At 69.6% G+C, this 22,334-nt stretch carries 22 protein-coding genes and 1 pseudogene; 10 read left to right on the top strand and 13 right to left on the bottom strand.

The genetic code is table 11. The annotated features are described in order from the left end of the window. Window positions 1-24: 24 nt before the first annotated feature. The 3 genes from OG470_RS09340 to OG470_RS09330 all read right to left on the bottom strand — a co-directional run bounded on the left by OG470_RS09340 (window position 25) and on the right by OG470_RS09330 (window position 3,481). Window positions 25-2,373 carry a sodium-translocating pyrophosphatase gene (locus OG470_RS09340; RefSeq protein ID WP_328422731.1) on the bottom strand — a complete coding sequence of 783 codons (2,349 nt, stop codon included), beginning with the start codon at window positions 2,371-2,373 and terminating at the stop codon, window positions 25-27. Window positions 2,374-2,690: 317 nt separating this feature from the next. Further along, window positions 2,691-3,128, bottom strand: a complete 438-nt coding sequence (locus OG470_RS09335) for an ATP-binding protein (protein WP_328422729.1) — start codon at window positions 3,126-3,128, stop codon at window positions 2,691-2,693. After that, on the bottom strand, window positions 3,125-3,481 hold the full coding sequence (locus tag OG470_RS09330; RefSeq protein WP_074316127.1) for an STAS domain-containing protein: 357 nt from the start codon (window positions 3,479-3,481) through the stop codon (window positions 3,125-3,127). The genes OG470_RS09335 and OG470_RS09330 overlap by 4 nt, the downstream gene beginning before the upstream one ends. A gap of 131 nt (window positions 3,482-3,612) precedes the next feature. On the opposite strand from OG470_RS09330, the gene OG470_RS09325 reads away from it, so the two are divergent. The 3 genes from OG470_RS09325 to OG470_RS09315 all read left to right on the top strand — a co-directional run bounded on the left by OG470_RS09325 (window position 3,613) and on the right by OG470_RS09315 (window position 7,055). Continuing rightward, window positions 3,613-6,054 carry a DEAD/DEAH box helicase gene (locus OG470_RS09325; protein WP_442931072.1) on the top strand — a complete coding sequence of 814 codons (2,442 nt, stop codon included), beginning with the start codon at window positions 3,613-3,615 and terminating at the stop codon, window positions 6,052-6,054. A gap of 97 nt (window positions 6,055-6,151) precedes the next feature. Further along, window positions 6,152-6,355, top strand: a complete 204-nt coding sequence (locus tag OG470_RS09320) for a hypothetical protein (RefSeq protein ID WP_328422723.1) — start codon at window positions 6,152-6,154, stop codon at window positions 6,353-6,355. Between the two features lie 121 nt (window positions 6,356-6,476). Then, window positions 6,477-7,055 (top strand): hypothetical protein, encoded by a 579-nt coding sequence (locus tag OG470_RS09315; RefSeq protein WP_328422721.1) that lies wholly within the window; start codon window positions 6,477-6,479, stop codon window positions 7,053-7,055. A gap of 138 nt (window positions 7,056-7,193) precedes the next feature. On the opposite strand, the gene OG470_RS09310 is transcribed toward OG470_RS09315, so the two are convergent. Beyond that, window positions 7,194-7,511: an ATP-grasp domain-containing protein gene (locus OG470_RS09310; protein ID WP_328422719.1), complete on the bottom strand. Its 318-nt coding sequence runs from the start codon at window positions 7,509-7,511 to the stop codon at window positions 7,194-7,196. Continuing rightward, the gene (locus OG470_RS09305; protein WP_328422717.1) at window positions 7,504-7,728 is read right to left on the bottom strand and encodes a hypothetical protein; all 225 of its coding nucleotides are present in this window, start codon (window positions 7,726-7,728) and stop codon (window positions 7,504-7,506) included. Before OG470_RS09305 ends, OG470_RS09310 begins: the two co-directional genes overlap by 8 nt. 507 nt (window positions 7,729-8,235) lie before the next feature. On the opposite strand from OG470_RS09305, the gene OG470_RS09300 reads away from it, so the two are divergent. Continuing rightward, entirely contained in the window at window positions 8,236-8,382 is a 147-nt protein-coding gene (locus tag OG470_RS09300; RefSeq protein WP_328422715.1) for a hypothetical protein, read from the top strand. A 3-nt stretch (window positions 8,383-8,385) separates the two neighbouring features. On the opposite strand, the gene OG470_RS09295 is transcribed toward OG470_RS09300, so the two are convergent. Continuing rightward, window positions 8,386-8,598 (bottom strand): hypothetical protein, encoded by a 213-nt coding sequence (locus OG470_RS09295; RefSeq protein WP_328422713.1) that lies wholly within the window; start codon window positions 8,596-8,598, stop codon window positions 8,386-8,388. Between the two features lie 110 nt (window positions 8,599-8,708). On the opposite strand from OG470_RS09295, the gene OG470_RS09290 reads away from it, so the two are divergent. From OG470_RS09290 to OG470_RS09270, 5 genes are all read left to right on the top strand, one after another. Continuing rightward, window positions 8,709-9,581 (top strand): nuclear transport factor 2 family protein, encoded by an 873-nt coding sequence (locus tag OG470_RS09290; protein ID WP_328422711.1) that lies wholly within the window; start codon window positions 8,709-8,711, stop codon window positions 9,579-9,581. 409 nt (window positions 9,582-9,990) lie between these two features. After that, on the top strand, window positions 9,991-10,728 hold the full coding sequence (locus tag OG470_RS09285; protein WP_328422709.1) for a hypothetical protein: 738 nt from the start codon (window positions 9,991-9,993) through the stop codon (window positions 10,726-10,728). 247 nt (window positions 10,729-10,975) lie between these two features. After that, window positions 10,976-11,920 (top strand): hypothetical protein, encoded by a 945-nt coding sequence (locus tag OG470_RS09280; protein ID WP_328422707.1) that lies wholly within the window; start codon window positions 10,976-10,978, stop codon window positions 11,918-11,920. A 717-nt stretch (window positions 11,921-12,637) separates the two neighbouring features. Further along, window positions 12,638-13,024, top strand: a complete 387-nt coding sequence (locus OG470_RS09275; RefSeq protein ID WP_328422705.1) for a hypothetical protein — start codon at window positions 12,638-12,640, stop codon at window positions 13,022-13,024. Window positions 13,025-13,492: 468 nt separating this feature from the next. Next, a complete protein-coding gene (locus tag OG470_RS09270) occupies window positions 13,493-14,083 on the top strand; it encodes a DUF4240 domain-containing protein (RefSeq protein ID WP_328422703.1) in 591 nt (196 codons plus the stop codon). A 50-nt stretch (window positions 14,084-14,133) separates the two neighbouring features. On the opposite strand, the gene OG470_RS09265 is transcribed toward OG470_RS09270, so the two are convergent. The 4 genes from OG470_RS09265 to OG470_RS09255 all read right to left on the bottom strand — a co-directional run bounded on the left by OG470_RS09265 (window position 14,134) and on the right by OG470_RS09255 (window position 17,224). Continuing rightward, window positions 14,134-14,808 carry a PhzF family phenazine biosynthesis protein gene (locus OG470_RS09265; RefSeq protein ID WP_328422701.1) on the bottom strand — a complete coding sequence of 225 codons (675 nt, stop codon included), beginning with the start codon at window positions 14,806-14,808 and terminating at the stop codon, window positions 14,134-14,136. A gap of 113 nt (window positions 14,809-14,921) precedes the next feature. Continuing rightward, on the bottom strand, window positions 14,922-15,272 hold the full coding sequence (locus OG470_RS37185) for a tyrosine-type recombinase/integrase (protein WP_442931071.1): 351 nt from the start codon (window positions 15,270-15,272) through the stop codon (window positions 14,922-14,924). After that, on the bottom strand, window positions 15,241-15,855 hold the full coding sequence (locus tag OG470_RS09260; RefSeq protein ID WP_328422699.1) for a site-specific integrase: 615 nt from the start codon (window positions 15,853-15,855) through the stop codon (window positions 15,241-15,243). Before OG470_RS09260 ends, OG470_RS37185 begins: the two co-directional genes overlap by 32 nt. Window positions 15,856-16,300: 445 nt before the next feature. Further along, a complete protein-coding gene (locus tag OG470_RS09255; protein ID WP_328422697.1) occupies window positions 16,301-17,224 on the bottom strand; it encodes a hypothetical protein in 924 nt (307 codons plus the stop codon). Between the two features lie 438 nt (window positions 17,225-17,662). Here OG470_RS09255 and OG470_RS09250 point away from each other — a divergent pair, with 438 nt between their 5' ends. Next, entirely contained in the window at window positions 17,663-18,391 is a 729-nt protein-coding gene (locus OG470_RS09250) for a DinB family protein (RefSeq protein WP_328422695.1), read from the top strand. 318 nt (window positions 18,392-18,709) lie between these two features. Here OG470_RS09250 and OG470_RS09245 read toward each other — a convergent pair whose 3' ends face one another. From OG470_RS09245 to ssd, 3 genes and pseudogenes are all read right to left on the bottom strand, one after another. Then, window positions 18,710-19,315, bottom strand: a complete 606-nt coding sequence (locus OG470_RS09245; protein WP_328422693.1) for a YdeI/OmpD-associated family protein — start codon at window positions 19,313-19,315, stop codon at window positions 18,710-18,712. A 921-nt stretch (window positions 19,316-20,236) separates the two neighbouring features. Beyond that, window positions 20,237-21,115, bottom strand: a pseudogene (locus OG470_RS09240) (TadA family conjugal transfer-associated ATPase); the annotation flags it as partial. Continuing rightward, the gene (gene ssd / locus OG470_RS09235) at window positions 21,112-22,215 is read right to left on the bottom strand and encodes a septum site-determining protein Ssd (protein WP_328422691.1); all 1,104 of its coding nucleotides are present in this window, start codon (window positions 22,213-22,215) and stop codon (window positions 21,112-21,114) included. The pseudogene OG470_RS09240 and the gene ssd, both read right to left, overlap by 4 nt. Between the last annotated feature and the right edge of the window lie 119 nt (window positions 22,216-22,334).

The raw sequence follows: 22,334 nt of genomic DNA, 5'->3' as shown, positions 1-22,334 counted from the left end.
AGGAGGACCCGATGCCGCGGATGGTCAGGCGTTGACCGTCTCCGGCCGGTGGTCCGTGCTGCCCGCACCGGTGTCGGAGTCGTCCATCGCGATGCCCTTGCGCTTGCTGAACACCACCGACGCCACGATGATCAGCGTGGCCACCACGGCGATGCTCACCCGCACGGGGGTGTTCCGGTCGTCGCCGATGCTGAACGCCACCACAGCCGGCGCGATCAGCAGCGAGACCAGGTTCATCACCTTGAGCAGCGGGTTGATGGCCGGGCCGGCGGTGTCCTTGAACGGGTCACCGACCGTGTCGCCGATGACCGTCGCGGCGTGCGCCTCGGAGCCCTTGCCCCCGTACGCGCCGTCCTCCACCAGCTTCTTGGCGTTGTCCCAGGCACCACCGGAGTTGGCCAGGAAGACCGCCATCAGCGTGCCGGCACCGATCGCCCCGGCCAGGTACGCCGCGAGCGCGCCGGGCCCGAGGCCGAAGCCGACCGCGATCGGCGCCAGGATGGCGAGCAGGCCGGGGGTCATCAGCTCGCGCTGCGCGTCCCGGGTGCAGATGTCCACGACCTTGCCGTACTCCGGGCGCTGGGTGCGGTCCATGATGCCGGGCAGCTCACGGAACTGCCGGCGGACCTCCATCACGACGGCACCGGCCGAGCGGGACACCGCGTTGATGGCCAGCCCGGAGAAGAGGAAGACCACCGCCGCACCGATGATCAGGCCGACCAGGTTGCGCGGGTTGGCCACGTTCAGCGAGTTGAGGATCTCCGTCCCGACGTCGCCCACGCCGGCATCCGCGTACGCGGTGCGGAGCGAGTCGGTGTACGAGCCGAACAGCGCGGTCGCGGCGAGCACCGCGGTGGCGATCGCGATGCCCTTGGTGATCGCCTTGGTGGTGTTGCCGACCGCGTCCAGCTCGGTGAGCGTCCGGGCGCCGTGCTCGTCGATGTCACCGGACATTTCGGCGATGCCCTGGGCGTTGTCGGAGATCGGCCCGAAGGTGTCCATGGCGACGATCACGCCGACCGTGGTGAGCAGGCCGGTACCGGCCAGCGCCACCGCGAACAGCGACAGCGTAATGGAGCTGCCACCGAGCAGGAACGCGCCGAAGACACCGGCGCCGATCAGCAGCGCCGAGTAGACGGCCGACTCCAGGCCGATGCTGATGCCGGCCAGGATGACGGTGGCCGCACCGGTCTGCGAGCTCTTGCCGATGTCCTGCACCGGGCGCCGGTTGGTCTCGGTGAAGTAGCCGGTCAGTGCCTGGATCGCGGCGGCCAGCACGATGCCGATCACCACCGCGCCGATGGCCACGAGCCGCGGGTTTCGGTCGACGTCGGTGAGCCCACCCTCCAACTCGGCGAAGGTCGCCGGCAGGTAGGCGTAGGCGGCGATCGCCACCAGCACCGCGGAGAGCACCGCCGAGATGTAGAAGGCCCGGTTGATCGCGGTCAGGGCGTTGCGGTCGGACGCGCGCAGCCGGGTGATGAAGACTCCGAAGATCGCGACCAGCACGCCGATGGTGGAGATGATCAGCGGGAAGACCAGGCCGTCCTCGCCGAACGCGGCGCGACCCAGGATCAGAGCGGCGACCAGCGTGACCGCGTACGACTCGAACAGGTCGGCGGCCATGCCGGCGCAGTCACCGACGTTGTCGCCCACGTTGTCGGCGATGGTGGCGGCGTTGCGCGGGTCGTCCTCGGGGATGCCCTTCTCGACCTTGCCGACCAGGTCGGCGCCGACGTCGGCGGCCTTGGTGAAGATGCCGCCGCCGACCCGCATGAACATGGCCAGCAGGGCGGCGCCGAAGCCGAAGCCCTCCAGCACGGTCGGCGCGTCGCCCCGGTAGACCAGGACGACCAGCGCGGCGCCGAAGAGGCCGAGGCCGACGGTGAGGAAGCCGACCACACCGCCGGTGCGGAAGGCGATCTTCATGGCCGCCTCACGGCCGCCTTCGCGCTCCCGGGCGGCGGCGGCCACACGCAGGTTCGCGCGGGTGGCCAGCCACATGCCCGCGCCGCCGATGGACGCGCTGAACAGGGCACCCACCACGAAGAAGAGCGAGCGGCCGAACTTCACTGCGGTCTCGCTGCCGTCGGTGTCGTGCACCGGTAGCAGGAAGAGCAGCACCACGGCGATGACAACGAAGATCGCCAGGGTGCGGAATTGGCGGAGCAGGTAGGCCGAGGCGCCCTCCTGGACCGCCCCCGAGATCTCCTGCATGTTGGTGGTGCCCTTGCCGGCTGCCAGTACCGCCTTTGTCAGGGCGGCGGCGAAAGCGAGCGCTACCAGCGCAAGTACCGCGGCGATGACGACGTACGTGACATTGCTACCGGTAAGGGAAAGCCCGCCGCCGTCGGCGGCCAAGGTCTCGGACATCTGTGTCCTCCTGTTACCGAACACTCGCGCCGGTGAGTGGAGACGCACCGACCAGCGCCTGAATGCGGACTCGCAAGCGCGCGCCAACCCACCCCAGCGGACCAGCGATGAACACCCATACCCGCTGGCTGCGGGATGGATCACTTGCTGACAACCCGGGTACTGTAGCCCTCTGCAGTGTCGGAGGTCACACCCAGGTGGCACCGTGTCTCGATGATCTTCGTCGCTGTGTTATGAAACGAAATCTGATATAGGGCCCGGTCCATGACAACAAGGCCGCCTCCCCCGTGGGGAAGCGGCCTGTGGAGCGGGACGGATCAGCGGCCGAGCGGCCACACCATCCGCACCTCGGTGCCGATGCCCTCGTCGACAGGACGCACCTGAAGGTCCTCGACGAAGCCGGCGAGCAGCGCGAAGCCGACGCCGGTGGTCAGCGCCTCGTCGGTGAGCGACTCGTTGGCCAGCGCGTCCGGCGGCAACGCGGCCAGCCCGATGCCCGCCTCGATCGGCGCGCGGTCGACCACCCGCACCGAGTACGACCCGGCGTCGGACATCTCCACCAGCACCGGGTCGGCCAGACCGTACTGGCGGTGCAGGGCCACCGCCCGGGTGCACGCCTCGCCGATGGCCAGGCGCACCTCGTCCAGCAGGTCCTCCCGGACCCCGGCACGCCGGGCGACGGCGACACCGACCAGCCTGGCGGTGCGCACGTGAACCGGCGCCGGGGAGAAGGAGAGGCGGACCGTCGCCATCACGCGCTGGCGCCGGTCGGCTCCGCGCCAACGGCAGCGTCGACCGTGGGGTGCAGCGGGAACACCTGGTCCAACGCGGTGATCCGGAAGATCTTGAGCAGGGGCTCCTTGTCGCAGACCAGGGCGAACGAGCCGCCGGCCGTACGGAGCCGCTTGAGCGCGCCCACCAGCACGCCCAGCCCGGTGGAGTCGAGGAAGTCCACCCGACCGAGGTCGACCACCACGTGCCGGGCGCCACCGTCGATCAGTTCGAGAAGCCGTTCGCGGAGCCGGGGCGCGGTGTAGACGTCCACCTCACCGCCGACCTCGAGCACCGTGTGTTCGCCCACGGTGCGGGTCGCCAGCGACAGCTCCATCGGTCCTCCTTGCCAGAGCCGTAAACTCTCCTGGGCATCTAACCACTACCGCCGGGACACCCTGCGGTCACCGGCGGCGGCTTCCCTATACCCCCCGGTCCGACTTTTCATCTCCGAACACCAGTGCGAGAGTGCAGGACGTGACTCACGACAGCTTCAGCTCGGCGCACCTGTCGCCGCGCCACGACCTGAAGCCGTCGTCTCTCGCCACCGTATCCGCAGGTCCCGGCCTCGGACCATCGCCGACCGACCTGCTGCGCCGGCTGCGCGCCCGGGGCGCCGGCGACCCGGTCACCCACGTCGAGCGGGTGCCGGCCCGCGCCGGGGTGCCCGCGCCGTGGCCGACGTGGGCACCGACGGAGCTTCGCACGGCGTTCGCCGGCCGTGGCGTGGTCGCGCCCTGGCGGCATCAGGCCGAGGCGGCCAACCTGGCGTACGACGGTGGGCACGTGGTGGTCGCCACCGGCACCGCGTCCGGCAAGTCGCTGGCGTACCAGCTCCCGGCGCTGGCCACGCTGCTCGCCGACCCCCGCGCCACCGTGCTCTACCTGGCGCCGACCAAGGCGCTCGCCGCCGACCAGCTGCGGGCCGTCACCGCGCTGGAGCTGGAGGGGGTACGCCCGGCCTGCTACGACGGGGACACTCCGCGCGCCGAGCGGGAGTGGATCCGCCGGCACTCCCGGTTCGTGCTGACCAACCCGGACATGCTGCACCACGGCATCCTGCCCGGGCACGCCCAGTGGTCCGGCTTCCTGCGCCGCCTGGCGTACGTGGTGATCGACGAGTGCCACACCTACCGGGGCGTCTTCGGCTCACACGTGGCGCACGTGCTGCGCCGGCTGCGCCGCCAGTGCGCCCGGTTCGGGGCGACCCCGGTGTTCGTGCTCGCCTCGGCGACCTCCGGCGACCCGGCGACCGCGGCCGGGCGGCTGACCGGCCTGCCGGTGACCGCCGTCACCGAGGACGCCTCACCGCGCGGCGGGGTGACCTTCGCGCTCTGGGAACCGCCGCTGCTCCCACCCGACTCCTCGGCGGCCTCGTCCCTGGCGCCGGCCCAGGCGGCGGGCGGGCACGACGACATGCCGGACCTCGTCCAGGTCCGCCGGTCGGCGCTGCGGGAGACCGCGGACCTGCTCGCCGACACGGTCGCCGAGGGGGTACGCACGCTCGCGTTCGTCCGGTCCCGCAAGGGCGCCGAGGTGGTGGCGGCCAGCGCGCGTCGGGCGTTGGACGATGCGGTCCCCGGGCTCGGCGACCGGGTGGCCGCCTACCGGGGCGGCTACCTACGCGAGGAGCGGCGCGAGCTGGAGCGGGCGCTCCTGGAGGGTGACCTGCTCGGCCTGGCCTCCACCAACGCGCTGGAGCTGGGCGTCGACCTGATCGGGCTGGACGCGGTGCTGATCTGCGGATACCCGGGCACCCGGGCGTCGCTCTGGCAACAGGCGGGCCGCGCCGGGCGCTCCGGGCAGGAGGCGCTGGCGGTGTTGGTGGCCCGGGACGACCCGCTGGACACCTACCTGGTGCACCACCCGGAGGCCATCTTCGGGGCGCCGGTCGAGGCGACGGTGCTCGACCCGGCCAACCCGTACGTGCTGGCCCCGCAGTTGGCCTGCGCCGCCGTCGAGGCACCGCTCACCCCGGCTGACCTGGCGCTCTTCGGCGACGGGGCGAAGGAGGCGATCGACGAGCTGGTGGCGGCCGGGGCGCTGCGGCAGCGACCCACCGGCTGGTACTGGCGGCACCGGGAGCGCCCCGAGGTAGACCTACGCGGCGAGGGCGGCGCCCCGGTAGCCGTGGTGGAGTCGGCCACCGGCCGGCTGCTCGGCACGGTGGACGGCGGCTCCTCGCACTTCCTGCTCCACCCCGGCGCGGTCTACCTGCACCAAGGCGTCTCGTACGTGGTCGACGAGCTCGACCTCGCCGACGGCTGCGCGCTGGTGCACGTCGAGGAGCCGGACTGGTCCACCCACGCCCGGGACGTCACCGATCTGTCCGTGGTCTCGCTGCGCTCCTACGTGGACGCCGGGCCGGTCGGCATGTTCCTCGGCGAGGTCGACGTGACCAGTCAGGTGGTGTCGTACCAGCGGCGCCGGATCGCCACCGGCGAGGTGATCGACACCCGGCCGCTCGACCTGCCCACCCGGGAGCTGCGCACGGTCGCGGTCTGGTTCACCCTGTCGCCGCAGTCACTGGCTCTTGCCGGGGTCCAGCCGGCCGACGTACCGGGTGCGCTGCACGCCGCCGAACACGCCGCGATCGGCCTGCTGCCACTGATGGCCACCTGTGATCGGTGGGACATCGGCGGGCTCTCCACCGCGGTGCACCCGGACACCGAGGCACCGACCGTCTTCGTCTACGACGGACATCCGGGCGGCGCCGGCTTCGCCGAGCGGGCGTACGGGACGGCGTCGGCGTGGCTGCGGGCCACCCGGGACGCGATCGCGGAGTGCGGCTGCGAGACCGGCTGCCCCTCCTGCGTGCAGTCGCCGAAGTGCGGCAACGGCAACAACCCGCTCTCCAAGCCCGACGCGATCCGGGTGCTCGACGTGGTGCTGGCAAACCTGCCCGCCTGAGCGTCGCTGCATGATTCGGAGCGGCACGGGGAATTGACTTGGGAGCGCTTCCATTGATGCCTGTCTTGCTGAATACTCTGCGCCCCGAGGAGGAGCCGTGGCCGACACCATCGCCGAGACCGTCGACCTGCTCTACACCATCGACCAGGAGAAACTCACCACCGACCAGCAGATCGCGCTCGGGTCCGCGCTGGCCGCCCTCGCCCAGGCGGAACGGCTGGAGCAGATCAACGAACGGCTGCGCGGTATCCACCAGATCCTCAACGGCTGGGCGCTACGCGCCACCGTCGACGGCCGCTGACCGTCACCGGAACCGATGGACGGGGTGGATCCACCGCTGGTGGGAGCGCCGGGGGATGCGGGCCGGCGGCAGTTGCCGGGCTGTGCGAGACTCCGGCCCACCAACCCCCTGAGGAGACCACATGCAGCTCGACAATTTGCAGACCCTGCGGCAGTTCCACATCCGCCAGCGACTGCGGATGATGGTCAACCAGTACGAGGTCCGGGCGGTCTCGCCGGACGGCACCGAAGGTGAGCTGCTGGCATTCGCGCAGCAGAAGCGGCTCGCCTTCAAGGAGCAGGTGACGATCTACACCGATGACTCCAAGCAGCAGCCCCTGCTCGGCTTCAAGGCCCGCCAGCGCATCGACCTCGGCGCCACGTACGACGTCACCGACGCGGCCGGCAACCCGATCGGCCTGTTCCGCAAGGACTTCGCCCAGTCGCTGCTCCGCTCCACGTGGCACGTCGAGCAGGCTGGCCTGCCGCAGGTGACCGGTCAGGAACGCAGCATGCCGGTGGCGCTGCTGCGCCGCTTCGTCGACTCGCTGTCCTGGCTGCCGTACCACTTCGACTTCACCGCTGGCGGCCAGCCGGTCTTCTCCGTGATCAAGAAGTGGGGCCTGCGCGACAAATACGTCGTCGAGGTGCACAACCCGCAGATCGACCGGCGCCTGGTCATCGCGATGGCCGTCGCCCTCGACGCGCTCCAGTCCCGCTGACGACCCGGCCCACTCGGCCACCCACCCCTTCGGCCGCTGGCCGGGACACGGGCCCCCAGCCCACGTTCCGGCCAGCAGGCTGCCGGCCGCCGGCTATCGGCTGCGTCTGCGTCTGCGTCTGCGTCTGCGTCTGCGTCATCATGGCGATCGACGGGTAGGGGTCGAGCCGTTCAGCCGCGCACCGGGCCGGCGCGGGCCGTAGACGCCGCGACCCGGGTCAGACCGTGTGTCCGGATGCGGCCCGATCAGGACGCACCGGCCATCCACCCACCAGGTCCGCACCTCCGCGGAGGTGAACGGCTCAAATTCGCGCAGCACGAACCCGCCGACGAAGTCGTCCTCCCGCAGCTGCCGTAACCGGCTGGCGACCTTCCACGCGGCCTCCCCATCTCCGACGTCCGCAACGAAGGCAGCCTCGTCCCAGTAGTGCTTCATCGACTTCACGTAGTCACGCACGACGGCCGGGCCCCGCACCGAGAGCGAGCCGGGCCTGGTCGAAGTCCGCCCGGTCTGCGGCCGTGGTCCATGCTGAGCGTGGCGTGACCGCCGCCAGCGCGGGATACCAGCCGGGCAACTCGTGCGCCCGCCGATACTGCTCGCCGGTCGTACGGACCGTCACGCCGCGCTTGGCGAGCACATGCGTGAAGCGGGCGTACCGTTCACTGCGCAGCATCCAGCCTCGATAGATGGCCGTGCCGCCTCTGGGCACGGACGCCACCGCCCGCTCTGCGTCATCGCCTCGGGCCAGCGCGTCGTGGTCAACCACAGCGACGGCCAGGCCGGCTTCTCGAGCTGCTTGCGCCTCCGGCGCGAAATGCTCATCCGGACGGCGAGGCCGCAGCGGGTCGCAGGGAACGAGAAGCATCATGCGCCCGATGCTGCCCGACCCCGCGCCATGGCCACCAACGGTTATCCAACCCCGCGCGCCGTCAGCGGCATGAGCGCGCACGCGGCGCCATTCAACGACAAGTTACGACCGAAGATCCAACGACCTTACATCGGCACGTCAGCGCACCCGTCGGCCGCCCTGTTAGGGCGATCTGCGTCCCGGCAACTCTTTGCAGGACAGCACGGGCCTGGGAGGTTGGTGCATACTTCGTGTTCGTCCGTCCCGACGTAAGGCTCTGTTGTGCCCTGCCGTGAGGTCACCGACCCACTCTATTCCGAGGCCCTTCGCTGGGTGGACCGCAGCGCCCCCGGGAACGGGCAGGATCCACCCCTGCCGTCGTACGCCGCGGCCCCATCGGCGCTCCCGGCGCTGGTCGGCCTGTCCGGCTTCCCGGTCGCCAGCCGCGGTCCTTACCTGTCGACCGACGACGAGGGCTGAGCGTCATGCTGCGTTCGGACAGCCACTGCCCGCGGTGCCACGGCGTCGTTCCGCAGCAAGCGGCCTACTGCGGCCAGTGCGGCATGGCCCAGCACCGGCCAGCGCCCGCGGCACCAGCACCAGCACCAGCACCAGCACCGATGCCAGCACCAGCACCAGCACCAGCACCGATGCCAGCACCAGCACCAGCACCCGCGCCGGCACCGGCACCGGCACCGGCGGATCACGAGGCGCACCGGCCCGTCCAACACCGACGGGGCGGGCCGCGTCGATGGCGTCGCTGGCGCATCGCGGCGCTCACCGTCATCGCCCTCGCCCTGGCCACGGTGGCGACGGTCACGATGGGCCGGGACGAGCCGGCGCCCTGGTCACCCCGGGACACCATCGCGGCCTACTTCCACGCGCTCGCGGACCGTGATGCCGACACGGCGCGATCCCTGCTTTCCCGGGACGTCGCGAACACCGCCCCCATGCCGTTGACCAGCGGTGCGGCCCTGCGCGATCCCGGCTACCACCCGCCGGGGCGGCTGAAGATCACGAAGTTGGAGGTCCGCGGAGACGTCGCGACGGTCGAGGGAGACTACGAGGTCGACGGGGAGCGGAGGGCGACGCTGCTCACGCTGATCCATGAAGGGGGCACCGGCGAGGCGCGGCCGTGGCGGATCAACAGCCTGCCCTCGTTGCCGCCCCCCACCGGTGAGTACGGATTCGAGGCTCTCCTCATCGCGGGCACCCAAATGCCGTCCGGTTCCATCGAGTACGTGTTCCACGGCTCCTATCTCGTCACGCTCCCCGACCATCTGATCCGGGAGGTCGTCGCACCGGTCACCGTGCGGACCGGCGACAGGGAAGCGGGCGCCCTCCGCGTACGGATGCGGGAGAGTGCCCGCCAGTCGGTCGAGGCGCAGGTGCGGACGTACCTGGAGAGGTGTACGGCGAGCCGGGAGCTGGCGCCGCGAGGGTGTCCCTTCTCGGCCTACAGTCCGACTCCGGTCAGGGACGTCGTCTGGAAGATCGCCCAACACCCCGCGATCGAGATCGCGCTCGGCTCCACCTATTCGATAGAGGTGACCAGCACGTTCGGGACCGCGACGGTGACCGCGCGCGACGGGTCCGGGGTCTTCACCGAAAGCAGTTCGTTCTCCGTGCTCGGCCACGCGACGGCCACCACGTCCAAGATTTTGTTCATGCCTCGGTGATCCGCGTCCGTCCGGTCTCCGCATGGCCGGCCACGTTCCCGCCCTACCCGACGAGCAAGGTGACCCGATGACAGATACAGCGCCCGCTCGATACTGTCCGGACTGTGGCACGCCGGTCCACGGCGATCCGGGGCACCGGTTCCCGTGTCGCGTCGGGCCGTCTGGACACCGGCCGGCGGCGACGCACTCCGGTGCCGCCATACCCCGCCGGCGGCGCTGGCCGCTGATCCTGGCCGGCACGGTCGTCGGACTCCTCCTCGCGACGGCGGTGCCACTGGTGGTATTGCGCATGTTCCCGGACGATCCCGACGAGGTGGCCCGCTCCTACTTCGAGGCCCTCGCCGCGCGCGACGCCGACGACGCGCTGGCACTCCTCGAACCGAGATCCCGCAAGCAGACCGACCCGCCGATGCTGACCAACCGCACGCTGAACGACCCCGGATACACCCCACCCAGCAAGCCGAAGGTCACGATCCTTTACGCGCTCGCCGACACCAGCAAGGTGAAGGTCGACTACCGCCTCGGCCAAGGGAACAGTCAGCTCGAACTCACCTTGATCCGCACCGACGGGTGGAGCGGCGGCTGGACGATCCAGAACGGGCTGCTGCCGCTGCCGATGCCGATGAACGACACCGGGTGGGACACCTACAATGTCGCGGGCACCCTGGTACCGGCGTCCCGGCCCAGGATCGAGGCGGTGTTCCCGGGCATGTACCAGATCGCGCCGCTCGCGAACACCGTCCGGGAAGCGGATCCCGTCACCGTGCAGGCGGGAGCCCCCGACGACAGCCGCCGCTTCGTGGTACGGCTGCGGCCCACCGTTCTTCAGGAGATCGAGCCGCAGGTGCGGGCGTACCTCGACAAATGCGCCGGGAGCACCGACCTTGAGCCGCCGGGATGCCCGTTCCACGGCGTCAGCAACGGTCCCGTCACGGACGTCAACTGGACGATCACTGCGTACCCGATTTTACGGGTGCAGTTGGCGGCCGGCGGCGAGGGATTCGTCGTCGGGCAAGCGGGGGCGGCCGTGGTGACCGGCCGGACCGATTCTCCGGTCGCGCCGGAATTCGCCTACAGCACCGCGTTCTCGGTGTCCGGCACGGCGCGCGTGGCCGAGGGCAAGGTCGTGTTCGTGCCCACCCGCTGAGCCGTCACAGCACAGACCGCGGATCGAGAGAGGGAGTTCGGTGAATCAGCCACGGCGGGACCGGTACTGCACCGCGTGCGGCTCGTTGCTGGTCGCGGGGTCGTGCCCGGGCTGTGGGCGGAGTGTTCTCGGTTCCGGCGCACTCGGGGAAGCCCCTTCCCCGCCTGGCGTGGGCCCCGGCTTCCCGCCACCGGTGCCACCGGCTCCGCCACGGAAGGCCGGCCATGGCCGGCTCTGGCTGCCCATCGTGATCGCGGCGGCCGTCGGGCTGGTGGGTCTCTGCGCGGCGTCGGTGCTGCTGGTGCCGCGATTTGTCGGACCGGAGGCCGCGGTGCGCGCCTACTTCGACGCGTTGGCCGACCGGGACGCCGACCGGGCGCGTACGTTGCTCGCCGAGGGTTCCACGGTCGGTCAGTCGGGATCCGTCGCCGGAGTGGACGCGCGGGCGGACTTGTCGCTGTTGACGAACAGCACGCTGGCCAACAGCGGTTACACCCCGCCGCGCAACGTCGAGATCAAGGTCACGAGCTGGACCGTGGGCAGCGCGTCCACGCAGGTCAGCTACGACTTCGGTGGCCCACGCATCACGAGGACCCTGCCCCTGATCAACCAGGGGGGCGTACGAGGGCTGCGTTCATGGCGGATCACGGACGGGCTGCTCGAACTCACGCTGGCCCACCCGCTGGCGGACCGGCTGGTCGTCGCCGGTACCAGCCTGTTGGTGACCACCACCCGGTCCATGATCGCCTATCCGGGTGCCTACCGGGTCACCCTCCCCGAGCACCCGCTGTACCAGGCACAACCGATGATCGCGTTTGCCGGTGGCGCGATTCTCGAGCATTCCTCGGCCGAGGTCCGCGACGATGTGCGCCGGGACATCGAGCAGCAGGTGCGGGCCCACGTGGACGACTGCGCGCGCCGCACCGAGCGTGATCCGGCGGACTGCCCCTTCCGGGCGAGCAGCTACGTGGCGACGGTCAAGGCATGGACCATCATCCGGTATCCGGAACTGGTCCTCAAGGTGGTTTCGGGCGGCATCGTCTCGGTGCAGTCCTCCGCCCAGGGCGTAGCCACCGTGACCCTGGTCCGCTCGCCGAGTGACACCAACTCCTGGCAGGAGTCCGTCGCCTTCGAGATCACCGGAACCGTACGGGCCGTCGACGGTAAGGCGAAGTTCTCGTTCGTACGCTGACACGGGTGCGGGCGGCGGTCTTGTCGTGGCCGCCGACGAGCAGACGCATGCCGCCCTGCTGACTCTCATCCGGAACCAGCGCGCCAGGAGGGATTGAGTCGACATCCGCTTCTCGGCAGTTCCGGACACCGATCGGCAGCGTCCGAGGTCACCTTGCGTAACGCGCGGATCGCGGCAGATGAGGATGCCGTTCGCCACACCTACCTAAGCGGTGACAGTTGGAACGCGTTTCCACCGAGATGTAGCAACTCGAGTTTCGGTGGGGAGCCGTTGGGCCAAGGTGCCAGGCGGTGGGCGAGGAGCCAACGGCCGACACTCGCGCTCCGAAGTTCGGTACATCTAGCCCAAAAGGATTCAGAGAGCGGAATGGCGGCGGGACCGTGGATGCCCAGGTCAACCTCCACATGCTCCCAACCACGATCGAAGTGCATATCCCGGTCCGCGGGGGTTACGCGAAGGCCGTACCCCGCAACTGATGAACTCGCCGAACCGTTGCTCCAGGCCGTCACCCGCATGTCAGCTCCTATCCGCCACCAAGCATCGCAGGGCACAGGACGATCGTCGAGGGGGCCAGCCCGGACGGTCCAGTCCTGGCCGATGCAAAGCACCAACCACCGGCGTTATTCTCAGCGGCACTGAAAGCAGCAAAGGCTAGGGCCGACAGCCAGCGGTGCCGGGTCACCCGGTCGATGGTCTCGCTTCCCGAAGGGGTGACGGATGACCGATCTTGGATCAAGGTATGTGGCTGCTCTGGCGGCCAAAGACACAAACGGCCTTCTCGCACTCTTTGTCCCCGACGTGATCTTCCGTGGCATGACGCCCGGGCGTTTCTGGGAGGCGGATTCCCCACAGCGGATCGTGCACGAGGTGCTGTACCAGTGGTTCGAGCCCGATGACGTTATCGAAAAGATTGAGCATGTCGAGGCGGGGCACGTAGTTGATCGCGAACGCATCGACTACCGTTTCCGGGTCCGGAACGCGGACGGCCCATTCATCGTCGAGCAGCGGGCCTACTTCGACACTGACGGCGCCGGTCACATCACCCGCATGCACGCGATCTGCGCCGGGTATCGGCCCACCACCGACCCGATCGGGGAACGGTAGTCTGCCGTTCCGGCGCACGCGCGGCCGCGGCTCAGCGGCGTCGGGCTTGCCGATTTGCGTCAGCGGTTGATGATGCATCGAGCTACGTTGGGTCAGCTGCTGGATCGGTTGGAGGACCTGGTCAACATCGGGCCCCAGCTCGCGGGCGACCTGAGAGAGCGTCGCCCGCGTTGCAGGCATGACGAGCGCCGAAGGGGAGCGCACCACCATCGCACGGCGAAGATCGCACACCCCGGCCGTCTCTCCTCCAGAACAGGCTCGGCGAACATCCGCTATTCGGCACGACCGGACGCCGGATCCGATCCGCTTGCCATGACGCTGCGTAGCGCATAGTCGTCACGCTGCGTAACGCGCGGATCGCGGCATAGCGGATGCTCAGGGTCAGGAATGCCTGAGCGGCTGCTCGCGACCGGTGCCTGGGTCGACAGGCATGAGTTGTGTCGGTTGGCCGTGGGAGACTCTCGCGCCATGAACGTTGACGAGTTTTGGGCGGTCGTGGAGTCGGCCGGGGCGGGACTCGATGGGCGGACCGGCGACGACGGTGAGGCCGTTGCCGCGGCACTGGTGACGCGCTTGGCCGCAACATCACCGGAGGGCATCCTCGAGTTCCAGGAGCTCTTCGATCAGCTCCATGGCGCCCTCTATCGCTGGGACGTGTGGGCGGCTGCGTACCTGATCGGCGGGGGATGCTCGGACGACAGCTTTATGGATTTCCGGGCGGGAGTCATCGCGCTAGGGCGCGAGTGGTACGACCGTGTCCTGGCCTCCCCCGAAGGACTGGCTGACCATCCCGTGGTACGACAAGCGGCGGCCGAGGAAGACGACGGCGCGCTGTTCGCCGAGTCGGTGAACTACGTAGCCAGCGAGGCCTACGAGCAGGTCACGGGTGACGACCACGCGTTCTACGAGGCGATGAAGGCCCGCCAGCAGGTTGCGGTCGGCATCGACGAGGCCCGCGAGCCCGACATGGGTGAGGACTTCGACTTTGATGACGATGACGAGATGCGGCGTCGGCTGCCCCGGCTGGCCGAGTTGTTCCTCGACCCCGGCGAGGATTGATCTCGGCAGCTGAGCTTCCGCCTGGCTTGGGCGCTGTGGGAGTGGCTCAATTAGAGGGAGCGGGTTTCCTCAAGGATGACCCGGCCGCCGACTTCGACGGCGTCGTTCGGACCTGGTCGAGTCAGGATCTGCGATCCCTTGCCCTGCATGATGTCCAGCGCACGGCGTAGCTCGGCGGTGAGCACGATCGCGGACGCTCCGGTGGCTTCATCCTCGACGATGGCGTCGCCCCGGCGAGGAAATCCCCTGGTACGCACCCGACCGGCGGCACGGTCCTGCCACGCCCACGCGTACAACCACCCATCACCTGGCGGCGGACACGGCAGCGCGTCAACCTCCTCAGCTGAGGCGTACTGCTGCATGCGCCTGCCGGGCACCCACTGCGCGCGACCCCTGATCCAGGTGAACTCGCCGTCCTGCCAGGTTGGCACCGAGCCCGCCGGCGGGCGCAGGAGTTCCGGCCGGGCTCGGAGCCGACTCAGCAGCCAGGACGTGCCGACCAGGGGATGACCGGCAAACGGCAGCCGCACGCTTGGCGTGTGGATATCGACGACCCCTGTGCCGGCATCTTCGACGAAGACGGTTTCGCTGAAGCCCAGCCGCGCGGCCACGGCTTGGCGGTCCTGCCCAGCGGCCACGGTATGGCCGTCAAGAACAACGCCGAGCTGGCTTCCGTACTTACCGCCGGGACCGCAGAACACACGAAGTACATGGAGATCCGTCACAAACGATGCTAACCACAGCAGCCTTGCTGAGCGGACACCGGCACCGTTCGCTCATCGGCAGATCCGGTCGTTCAGCAACCGGTGAGCCGGCGCCCTGAACTCGGCAGAGTCGCTCAACCCGGTCGGTCGCTGTCACGTGCCTGAGGCCATGTAGGCGGCGAGGATGTAGTTCGGGTGCCGATCGAGGTTCTTGAGGGCCCGGTCGTAGCGCATCGTGGTGCGGGGTCGGCGTGGCGGGCGGCGATCTGTACGTCGCGGAGGCTGACCCCGGCGTCGAGCATGGTGGTCACGAACGTGTGGCGCAGCATGTGCGGGTGCATCCTCGGCATCCGGATGCCTGCGGTTTCGGCGAGATGCTTGAGCCGGCGGGTCGCCGCGTGCCGGTCCATCCGCGCGCCGACGGTGTTACGCAGGATCGGTCCGCCGGTGCGTTCATCGACGGCCCGGTCGATAGCTCGGGCCACAGCTGGTGGCAGCGGGACGAGCACCCTTGCCGCCCTTACCGTGTATGCGCAGGACGCGGTGGCCGTGTTCCTCGCCCAGGTCGCCGATGCTGGCGCCGCACGCCTCGAAGATTCGCAAACCGAGCAGTCCCAGGAGCGCGATCAGGGCGAAGTCGTTCGGGTTGGTGGACTGCCGGGCGGTGGTGATCAGGGCCTCGAACTGCAGGTGCCCCAGCCCGAGGGTCGGTGATTCGGACGGCACGGTGGGACGGCGGACGTAGTCGGCTGGGGGATGTTCGAGGATGGCGTCGATGACGCAGACCCGGTAGAAGCCGACCACCACGGACAGGCGTCGCGAGACCGTCGAGGGCTGATACCGGCGGACGTCCTGCAGCCAGCGCACATATCGTTCGACGTCGACTCGGCGAATGATTAGCGGGTCGAGGTCTTGCTCGGTGCACCAGCGGAGGAAGACACGCAGGTCGGACTCGGTATGCACGCGTGTCTGGCCGCGATAGCGGCCCAGGAAGGCAGACACTGCTGCACGCATGACGAGCTGGTCGGGAGGTATGACACCGGACGCGGACGAAGAGGAGGCGGCCATACATCACGGTGTGTCACCAGCAGCCATGAACACCAGCAAGCGCGGAGCAGCAAGTGAGGATGCAGCAGCCTGACTGGACCTCGCTAATCTCAACGTTTATAGCGGACCTCAACCATGCTTAACGAGGGTCTGCTCAGGTGCGCGGCAGCGAGCCTTTGATGGGCCACCGGCCGGCCATGATGGCGTGGCCGCAGCTCGGTGTGGCCGAGTCCTCCGACGTGGCGTGCCGCGAGGTCACGTGGACGACGGTACGCAGACCGTCCGGCTATGGCCGGCGAAGCGGCCCGGTCGGAGCCGAGACCGACCGGGAGTCGTCACCGGTGGCCATCCCGGTGCAACTGTGTGCGGGGTCGCTCGGGGCCTTTGGTCGACCGGTACGGCGCAATCCGCACTCGCCGACTGGGCGAGCGCCGTGGAGTGACTCGAAGATGGCGGCCGTGACGCTTCACATGCGTCGTTCGGGCTGCCCGTCCTCCTCGGCGGGCGCGGGGCCGAGGATTTTCCGCAGGTCAGCCATGGCGTCTTCGGCGAGCAGAGCAGGGGTGCTCTCCAACATCAGCTGGACGCTCTCGCCGATCTGCTTCTGCGTCAATGCCAGGGTGGCGCTGTTCAGCTCCGCTGTATCGCGGTCATCGTCGATCCGCGCATTGCGCACGATCTCGATCTGCTGCTCGCTGAACAGCCGGGCAGCTAGCGCCACGACGATACGCTTCCGCGCTTCCGCCCGGCTCATACCAGCCCTGTACGCCTCGATAGCGGCAGCCACGTCATGCGACGCTTCCACAGGCGCAGCTTCCAGCACCACACCGGCTTCCACCGGTGCGGGGTTCACTGGTGCAGGTTCCGCCCCGATGTGCGACTCGACGGCGACGACCCGCTTTTTCTTCTTGCGGGTCGCCTTGTTCCACGCTGATGACACGGTCGACCCGACAGCGGAGCTGGCCGTTACCGCAGCCGACCCCACGGCGGAGCCGGCCGATGCCACCGCCGACCCCACGGCGGAGCCGGCCGTTACCGCAGCCGACCCGACAGCGGAGCCGGCCGATGCTACCGCCGCCCCGACAGCCGGGACGGCCGACGCCACCGCCGACGTGGCGGCCGGGACGGCGGTTTCGGCCACCCACCTCTCGACGTGCGGCCTGGCCCTTTCCAGGGCTATCAGCGTCACCTCGACAGCCAGCTCGCGCAGGAAGTCCTCGAGCTCGGAGCGTTCCCTGGGTCCTAGATGCGGCATCTCGTCTCCGTCGATCGGGTCGAGGGTGACGTGGCCCAGGTTGTTCGTACCGCCGTCACGGGTCAGCGGGCTGAACGAACCGGGTTTCTTCGCCGATCGCGACAGACGCGCGCCGTCCTCGTACTCGACCCACATCTTTTCCCTAGGCATCCGCCGACCCCGTCCCCAGCAGCACTGTCCACCCACCGCGCCACGCAGATTCAGCGCCATGGCACGCCGAGCCGCATCGTCCCAGACGCATCGCCGCCCAGGCCACCGGACAAGATCCGTAAACCTTTGACCACTCCGGCGATTGCCACTCGATGACGTTCGGGCATCGACAGCGGAATCCCCTGCCAACCGGCCGAGACGCCGCATTTGACCCGACTACCTCGGAGTGCGGCTTATGGCGTTGCGGCGCGCATCGGCCAAGATCCCTGTGCGCTTACCGTACGTCTGGCAACCAGCTCGCAGACAAGCCGCACTGCGCCCACACCTAGCTTCCGTCAGACCGGTCGAGGATCGATGCCCCTTGCGCGCCTTACCAGCGGCAGATCCAGGCGTGGCGTGTGCGGTGCGACCTAGCCTGTCTGCATGCGACGCTTCCACGATGAGGACCTCACCGGCGCAGAATTCCGCGAATGCGACCTGAGTAGAGCGCGGATGGTCGGCGTGGTCATGCAGGATGCCGAGATCGACGGCCTGGTCACCAATCTTGTGGTCAACGGGGTCGAGGTGATGTCGTACGTCGAGGCGGAGCTCGACCGTCGTCACCCGGTACGGCTGCTGATCCGCTCAGATCAGCCGGACGACCTGCGAGAGGCCTGGCGGCAACTGCGGGACGATTGGGCGACGACTACCGAGCGAGTTCGGTCCATGCCCGAGAACAGCGAACATCACGGCGTCGACGGCGAGTGGTCGATGGTCGAAACTCTGCGCCACCTTGTCTTCGTGCACGACTCTTGGTTCCGACGCTGCATGCTCGGGCTCACCGAGCCGTTCACGGCCATGGGACTGGGTCCACCGTTCGTCATGGACCAGGAGGACGGGCTCGACCCGTCCGCCCAACCGAGCCTCGACGAGGTGCTCGCCGTACGAGTCCGGCAGGCTTCAGAGATCGAGACATGGCTGGCCGAGGTCACGCCTGATCAGCTCGCGAAGACCGCGCCGGTCCCGGACGACGACAGATGGCCCCCGTACGCCAAGGGGCGGACAGTGCGGCAATGCCTCGGCACTGTGTTCAACGAGGAATGGGCTCACCACCGGTTTTGCAAGCGTGACCTGGACAAACTGTCGCATCAGGGTTCTTCACAGGGTTCATGAGCGAACTCTGAGCCTGTGCTGCCGTACTTCGTGACAGTCGCGGTCATGTGGATACCCTCGGGTTCTGCTCATCGATCTTGACACCACTGAACTCGTGACGGGTAGGTCACGTCTGGCGGCGATTTCGGTCGAACCGCAGAGAACCTGCCGCCGTGATCACCCAGCATTGGCACCGTGAGTCATAGTCCTCATCGAGAATCGCGAGTGTCTGAACGCGCGGATCTCGGCAAGACCGAGCACCGTCTTGCCCGACCGACTGTGACGCTGCGTGACACGCGGTCAGCGGCAGATCAGTGCACTTGATTGTGAAGGTGCCGATTACGGCGAGTTCGGAGGCTGGGCCTTCTGCGGGTAGATCGTCTCGTGGCGGGCCAGCATGGCGACGAACTCGCCGATCTTTCGCTCGCGGGTCTGCGCCCGTTTGACGGCATTGACGCGGTAGATGAGAGCGAACCGGTTGGTTTTGGTGAGTACGTCGAACATGGCCTGGGCGGCCGGGACGGCGGCGATGGCGGCGAGTAGGTCGGCCGGCACCTCGGCTTCCGACGGCGGGGCGTAGGCCGTCGCCCACCGCCCGTCCGCCTTCGCGGCTTCTACCGCGACGCGGCCTGGGGGCAGCATTCGCCCCTGTGCTTCCAGCCGGGCCACGTGGGCGACATTGCGTTGTGACCAGGAACTGCGGGGTCTACGAGGGGTGAACCGGATCCAAGAGGTCTCCTGATCCCGCTTCCGGGTCTGCCCGTCGATCCAGCCGAAACACAGGGCCTCGTCGACCGCCTGCTGCCAGGTCAGCGTGGTGACTATGCCGCCCTTCTTGGTCAGGGCCAGCCAGACGCCGGGCGACGTGGCGTGGTTGGCCGACAACCACGCGCGCAGCGCCTCGGCGTCCGCGACGATCAACTCATCCAGCTCGGCGCTCGCCATGACGGCAGGCTAACCGACGCGACGTGGCCGCAGCCTCTGCCTGTTGGCCAGCCGGACCCGCCGGGCTGCCGACGCACCGGCCGCCCGGCGAGTCGGGGGCAGGGCCCCGAGGGCGGCTAATCATCCTGAGCTGCGCCGAAGACGTCCCGCATCACCGGGGTCAGGGTCTCGGCGTCGGCGAATTTCGTTCAGCCGCCATTTTTCATCCCGTTCTGGAGCGCCTGCGCCGATCCTGCGTCAGCGGCTTTAGCCTCTGCAGATTCAGATGCCGGTCGAGCTCACTACCAAATCGTCAAGGCTAAGAAATTGTGCGTCTGCCCTTCATCGGCATGATCACGCGCACTGTCATCGGCAGAAGCGGATGCGCCACACGATCGGTGCCGGGTCGTTGGTAACGGAACGTCACGACTGCCGCCCCGTTCCTGTGGGTCTCGCTGAGTCCGCTGGTCGGCTCGGGGGCGGTTGAAGCGTCGGACGTCCCGCCGTGCGGTCCACGCCGCGGGTCCTCGACCGTGACGGGGTGGTGTGACCATGCCCAGGCGCACACGACCGCCCTGACGCCGGTCGGAACCGTCACCGAGCACGATGGGGAGACCCTCAGGGATCAAGGGAATGCGCTGGCCGCCCAGCGCCTGGTGAGCTTCCCTTGCAACGCGGACGCCGGCGATCTGCTCAGCATCGAGGTTGAGGCGGGCATCCCGACGCCGCGGAGGCCTACCTCGCCCTTCTCGAAGCGCAGAGGCATCCCGACCTGGCGGCGACGCTGGACGCGTACGGCCGGGAACCGGGAGGAGTCTGCCCGTTCCCACATGAGCCGCCGCCGGTGAAGACGAGGAAGGGCAGGAGGAGGATCGCTGAAATCTCGAAGGCACCGCTGAAATTTGCACCGAAAAGAATCTTGACGCACTGAAGCCTCCGGTGAGAACCGACACCCCCGTCGTGGCCCGTGTTCAGCGCGGCGAGCAGGTCGACCACTTCGCCGCCCCGGCACTCCCCGACCACCAGCCAGTCCGGGCGCATCCGCAACGCCTGCCGGACCAGATCGCCGAGGCTCACCACGCCCGATCCCTCCACATTGGCGGTACGCGCCTGGAGCCCCACCACATGCGGGTGCCCCGGCTGCAGCTCGGCGGCGTCCTCCACCAGCACGATCCGCTCGGTGGCCTTCACCAACCCGAGCAGCGTGTTGAGCAGCGTGGTCTTGCCCGACCCCGTGCCGCCGGTGACCAGGTACGCCAGCCGGGCCGCGACGACGGCGGCGAGCACCGGTGCCACCGGTCGCGGCACGGTCCCCTGGTGCACCAGCTCGTCGAGCGTGAACGGCCGGTGCCGGAATGTCCGCAGGGACAGGTACGGGCCCTCGGTCGCCACCGGCGGCAGGACGGCGTGCAGCCGGGTGCCGTCGGGGAGCCGGGCGTCCGCGTACGGGGAGCCGTCGTCGAGCCGCCGCCCGGCGCTGGCGATCAGTCGCTGCGCCAACCGGCGGACGTCCTCCACCGAGCCCACCAGGATCGCCACCTGGTGCAGCCCGGCCCCCCGGTCGACCCAGACCCGGGTCCCGTTGACCAGTACGTCTGTCACCTCCCGGTCGGCCAGCAGCGGGGCCAGCGGCCCGGCGCCGACGAGGTCGTCGTGGACCCGGTCGGCGATCCGAAGCACGGCGGTGTCACCGAGCACCGCGGCGGTGGGCTCGGCCCGTACCGCCGAGACGATCGCCGCCGGGGTGACTGGGGTGGTGGCCGCGGCGATGCGCTGCCGAACCCGGGCGGCGAGGGTGCCGTCCTCCAGCCGGCCCGTCATGCCGCACTCGCGACCGGAACGCCGGTGAGCTCGGTGACAATCCGCTGGCAGAGGGCGGCCAGCGGACCCCTGCCGGCGGCGGCCGGGGCCTCGCCCCGTTCCAGCCCGCGGCAGAGCCCCGGCTCGGGCCGCAGCGTGCCGGCGAGCGGAAGCCCGAGTGCCCGCGCCACCTCGGTCGCGCGCAACCGGCCCGGGGCGGGCCCGCGCACCACCACCGAGAGCGCGGCGCAGTGCGGGACGGCGGCGGCCACCACCCGCGCGGCCGCCGCGGTGGCTCGCAGCTCGGCCGGGACGACGACGAACGCCTGATCGGCCGCCTGCAACGCCATCACGGCGGCGGCGTCCAGCTGCCGAGGCAGGTCGATCACCACGAAGTCCCGGCCGCGCCGGGCCGCGTCGAGGGTCGCCGCCATCGCCGCCGCGGGCAGCGCCAACAGGTCGCCGCGGTCCCAGGAGAGCACCACCAGGTCGCCGCGGCTGGGTAGGGCCTGGACCAACGCTGGGGCGTCGACCCGCCCGTCCGCACCGGTGAGTGAGGGCCAGCGCAGCCCTTCCAGTTGCTCCCAGCCCAGCACGAGGTCGAGGCCACCGCCGAGCGGGTCGGCGTCGACCAGCAGGGTGCGCAGCCGGGCCCGGGCGGCGGTCACGGCAAGCCCGCCGGCGAGCACGCTCGCCCCGGCGCCGCCCCGCCCACCGAGCAGCGCGACGATCCGGGCGCCGGAGCCGTCCGGATGGTCAGGGCCGTGCTCGGCGAACCGATCCACCAGCCACGGTTCCGCGGCGGGCAGCGCGGCGACGTGCTCGGCGCCGATCAGCTCGGCGATCTGCCAGCCGGGGTCGATCTGGCCGGCCCGGCCGACCAGCACCAGCCGGGGCCGGTGCGGCAGCCGGGCACGCAGGCACGGCTGCGCCTGGTCGGCGCCGAGCAGCACCAGCGGTGCGGGAAGCCAGCGGGTACGGGCGGCCGCCGGGTCGGCGGCGAGCTCCACCTCGGTCCCGCCTGCGGCGGCGAGCCGGAGCAGGTCGTCGAGCAGATCGCCGTCCCCTGTGACGACCAGGGGAAGTCGTCGGATCGGCGGAACGGAGGTACGGGGTGCCATCGCGGCCTCCAGCGGGTCGGGCTCGGGTGTGCCGCCGACCCTGCTCGGGTTCCGCCCCGCAAACCGTCCCGACCGCGCCGCCTGTGGACAACGCGGCGGGCTGTGGACAACGCCCGGCG

This window comes from Micromonospora sp. NBC_00389, from assembly GCF_036059255.1.
Lineage (GTDB): Bacteria > Actinomycetota > Actinomycetes > Mycobacteriales > Micromonosporaceae > Micromonospora.
Note: the sequence above shows the minus strand (reverse complement) of the source record. Positions and strands in the feature narration are given on the sequence as shown.

Excerpts from the sequence above, each read along its gene's own strand:
- OG470_RS09340 (WP_328422731.1), bottom strand. The coding sequence starts at position 2,373 with ATGTCCGAGACCTTGGCCGCCGACGGCGGCGGGCTTTCCCTTACCGGT.
- OG470_RS09330 (WP_074316127.1), bottom strand. The coding sequence starts at position 3,481 with ATGGAGCTGTCGCTGGCGACCCGCACCGTGGGCGAACACACGGTGCTC.
- OG470_RS09315 (WP_328422721.1), top strand. The coding sequence starts at position 6,477 with ATGCAGCTCGACAATTTGCAGACCCTGCGGCAGTTCCACATCCGCCAG.
- OG470_RS09305 (WP_328422717.1), bottom strand. The coding sequence starts at position 7,728 with ATGCTGCGCAGTGAACGGTACGCCCGCTTCACGCATGTGCTCGCCAAG.
- OG470_RS09285 (WP_328422709.1), top strand. The coding sequence starts at position 9,991 with ATGCTGACCAACCGCACGCTGAACGACCCCGGATACACCCCACCCAGC.
- OG470_RS09275 (WP_328422705.1), top strand. The coding sequence starts at position 12,638 with ATGACCGATCTTGGATCAAGGTATGTGGCTGCTCTGGCGGCCAAAGAC.
- OG470_RS09270 (WP_328422703.1), top strand. The coding sequence starts at position 13,493 with ATGAACGTTGACGAGTTTTGGGCGGTCGTGGAGTCGGCCGGGGCGGGA.
- OG470_RS09260 (WP_328422699.1), bottom strand. The coding sequence starts at position 15,855 with ATGGCCGCCTCCTCTTCGTCCGCGTCCGGTGTCATACCTCCCGACCAG.
- OG470_RS09255 (WP_328422697.1), bottom strand. The coding sequence starts at position 17,224 with ATGTGGGTCGAGTACGAGGACGGCGCGCGTCTGTCGCGATCGGCGAAG.
- OG470_RS09250 (WP_328422695.1), top strand. The coding sequence starts at position 17,663 with ATGCGACGCTTCCACGATGAGGACCTCACCGGCGCAGAATTCCGCGAA.
- OG470_RS09245 (WP_328422693.1), bottom strand. The coding sequence starts at position 19,315 with ATGGCGAGCGCCGAGCTGGATGAGTTGATCGTCGCGGACGCCGAGGCG.
- ssd (WP_328422691.1), bottom strand. The coding sequence starts at position 22,215 with ATGGCACCCCGTACCTCCGTTCCGCCGATCCGACGACTTCCCCTGGTC.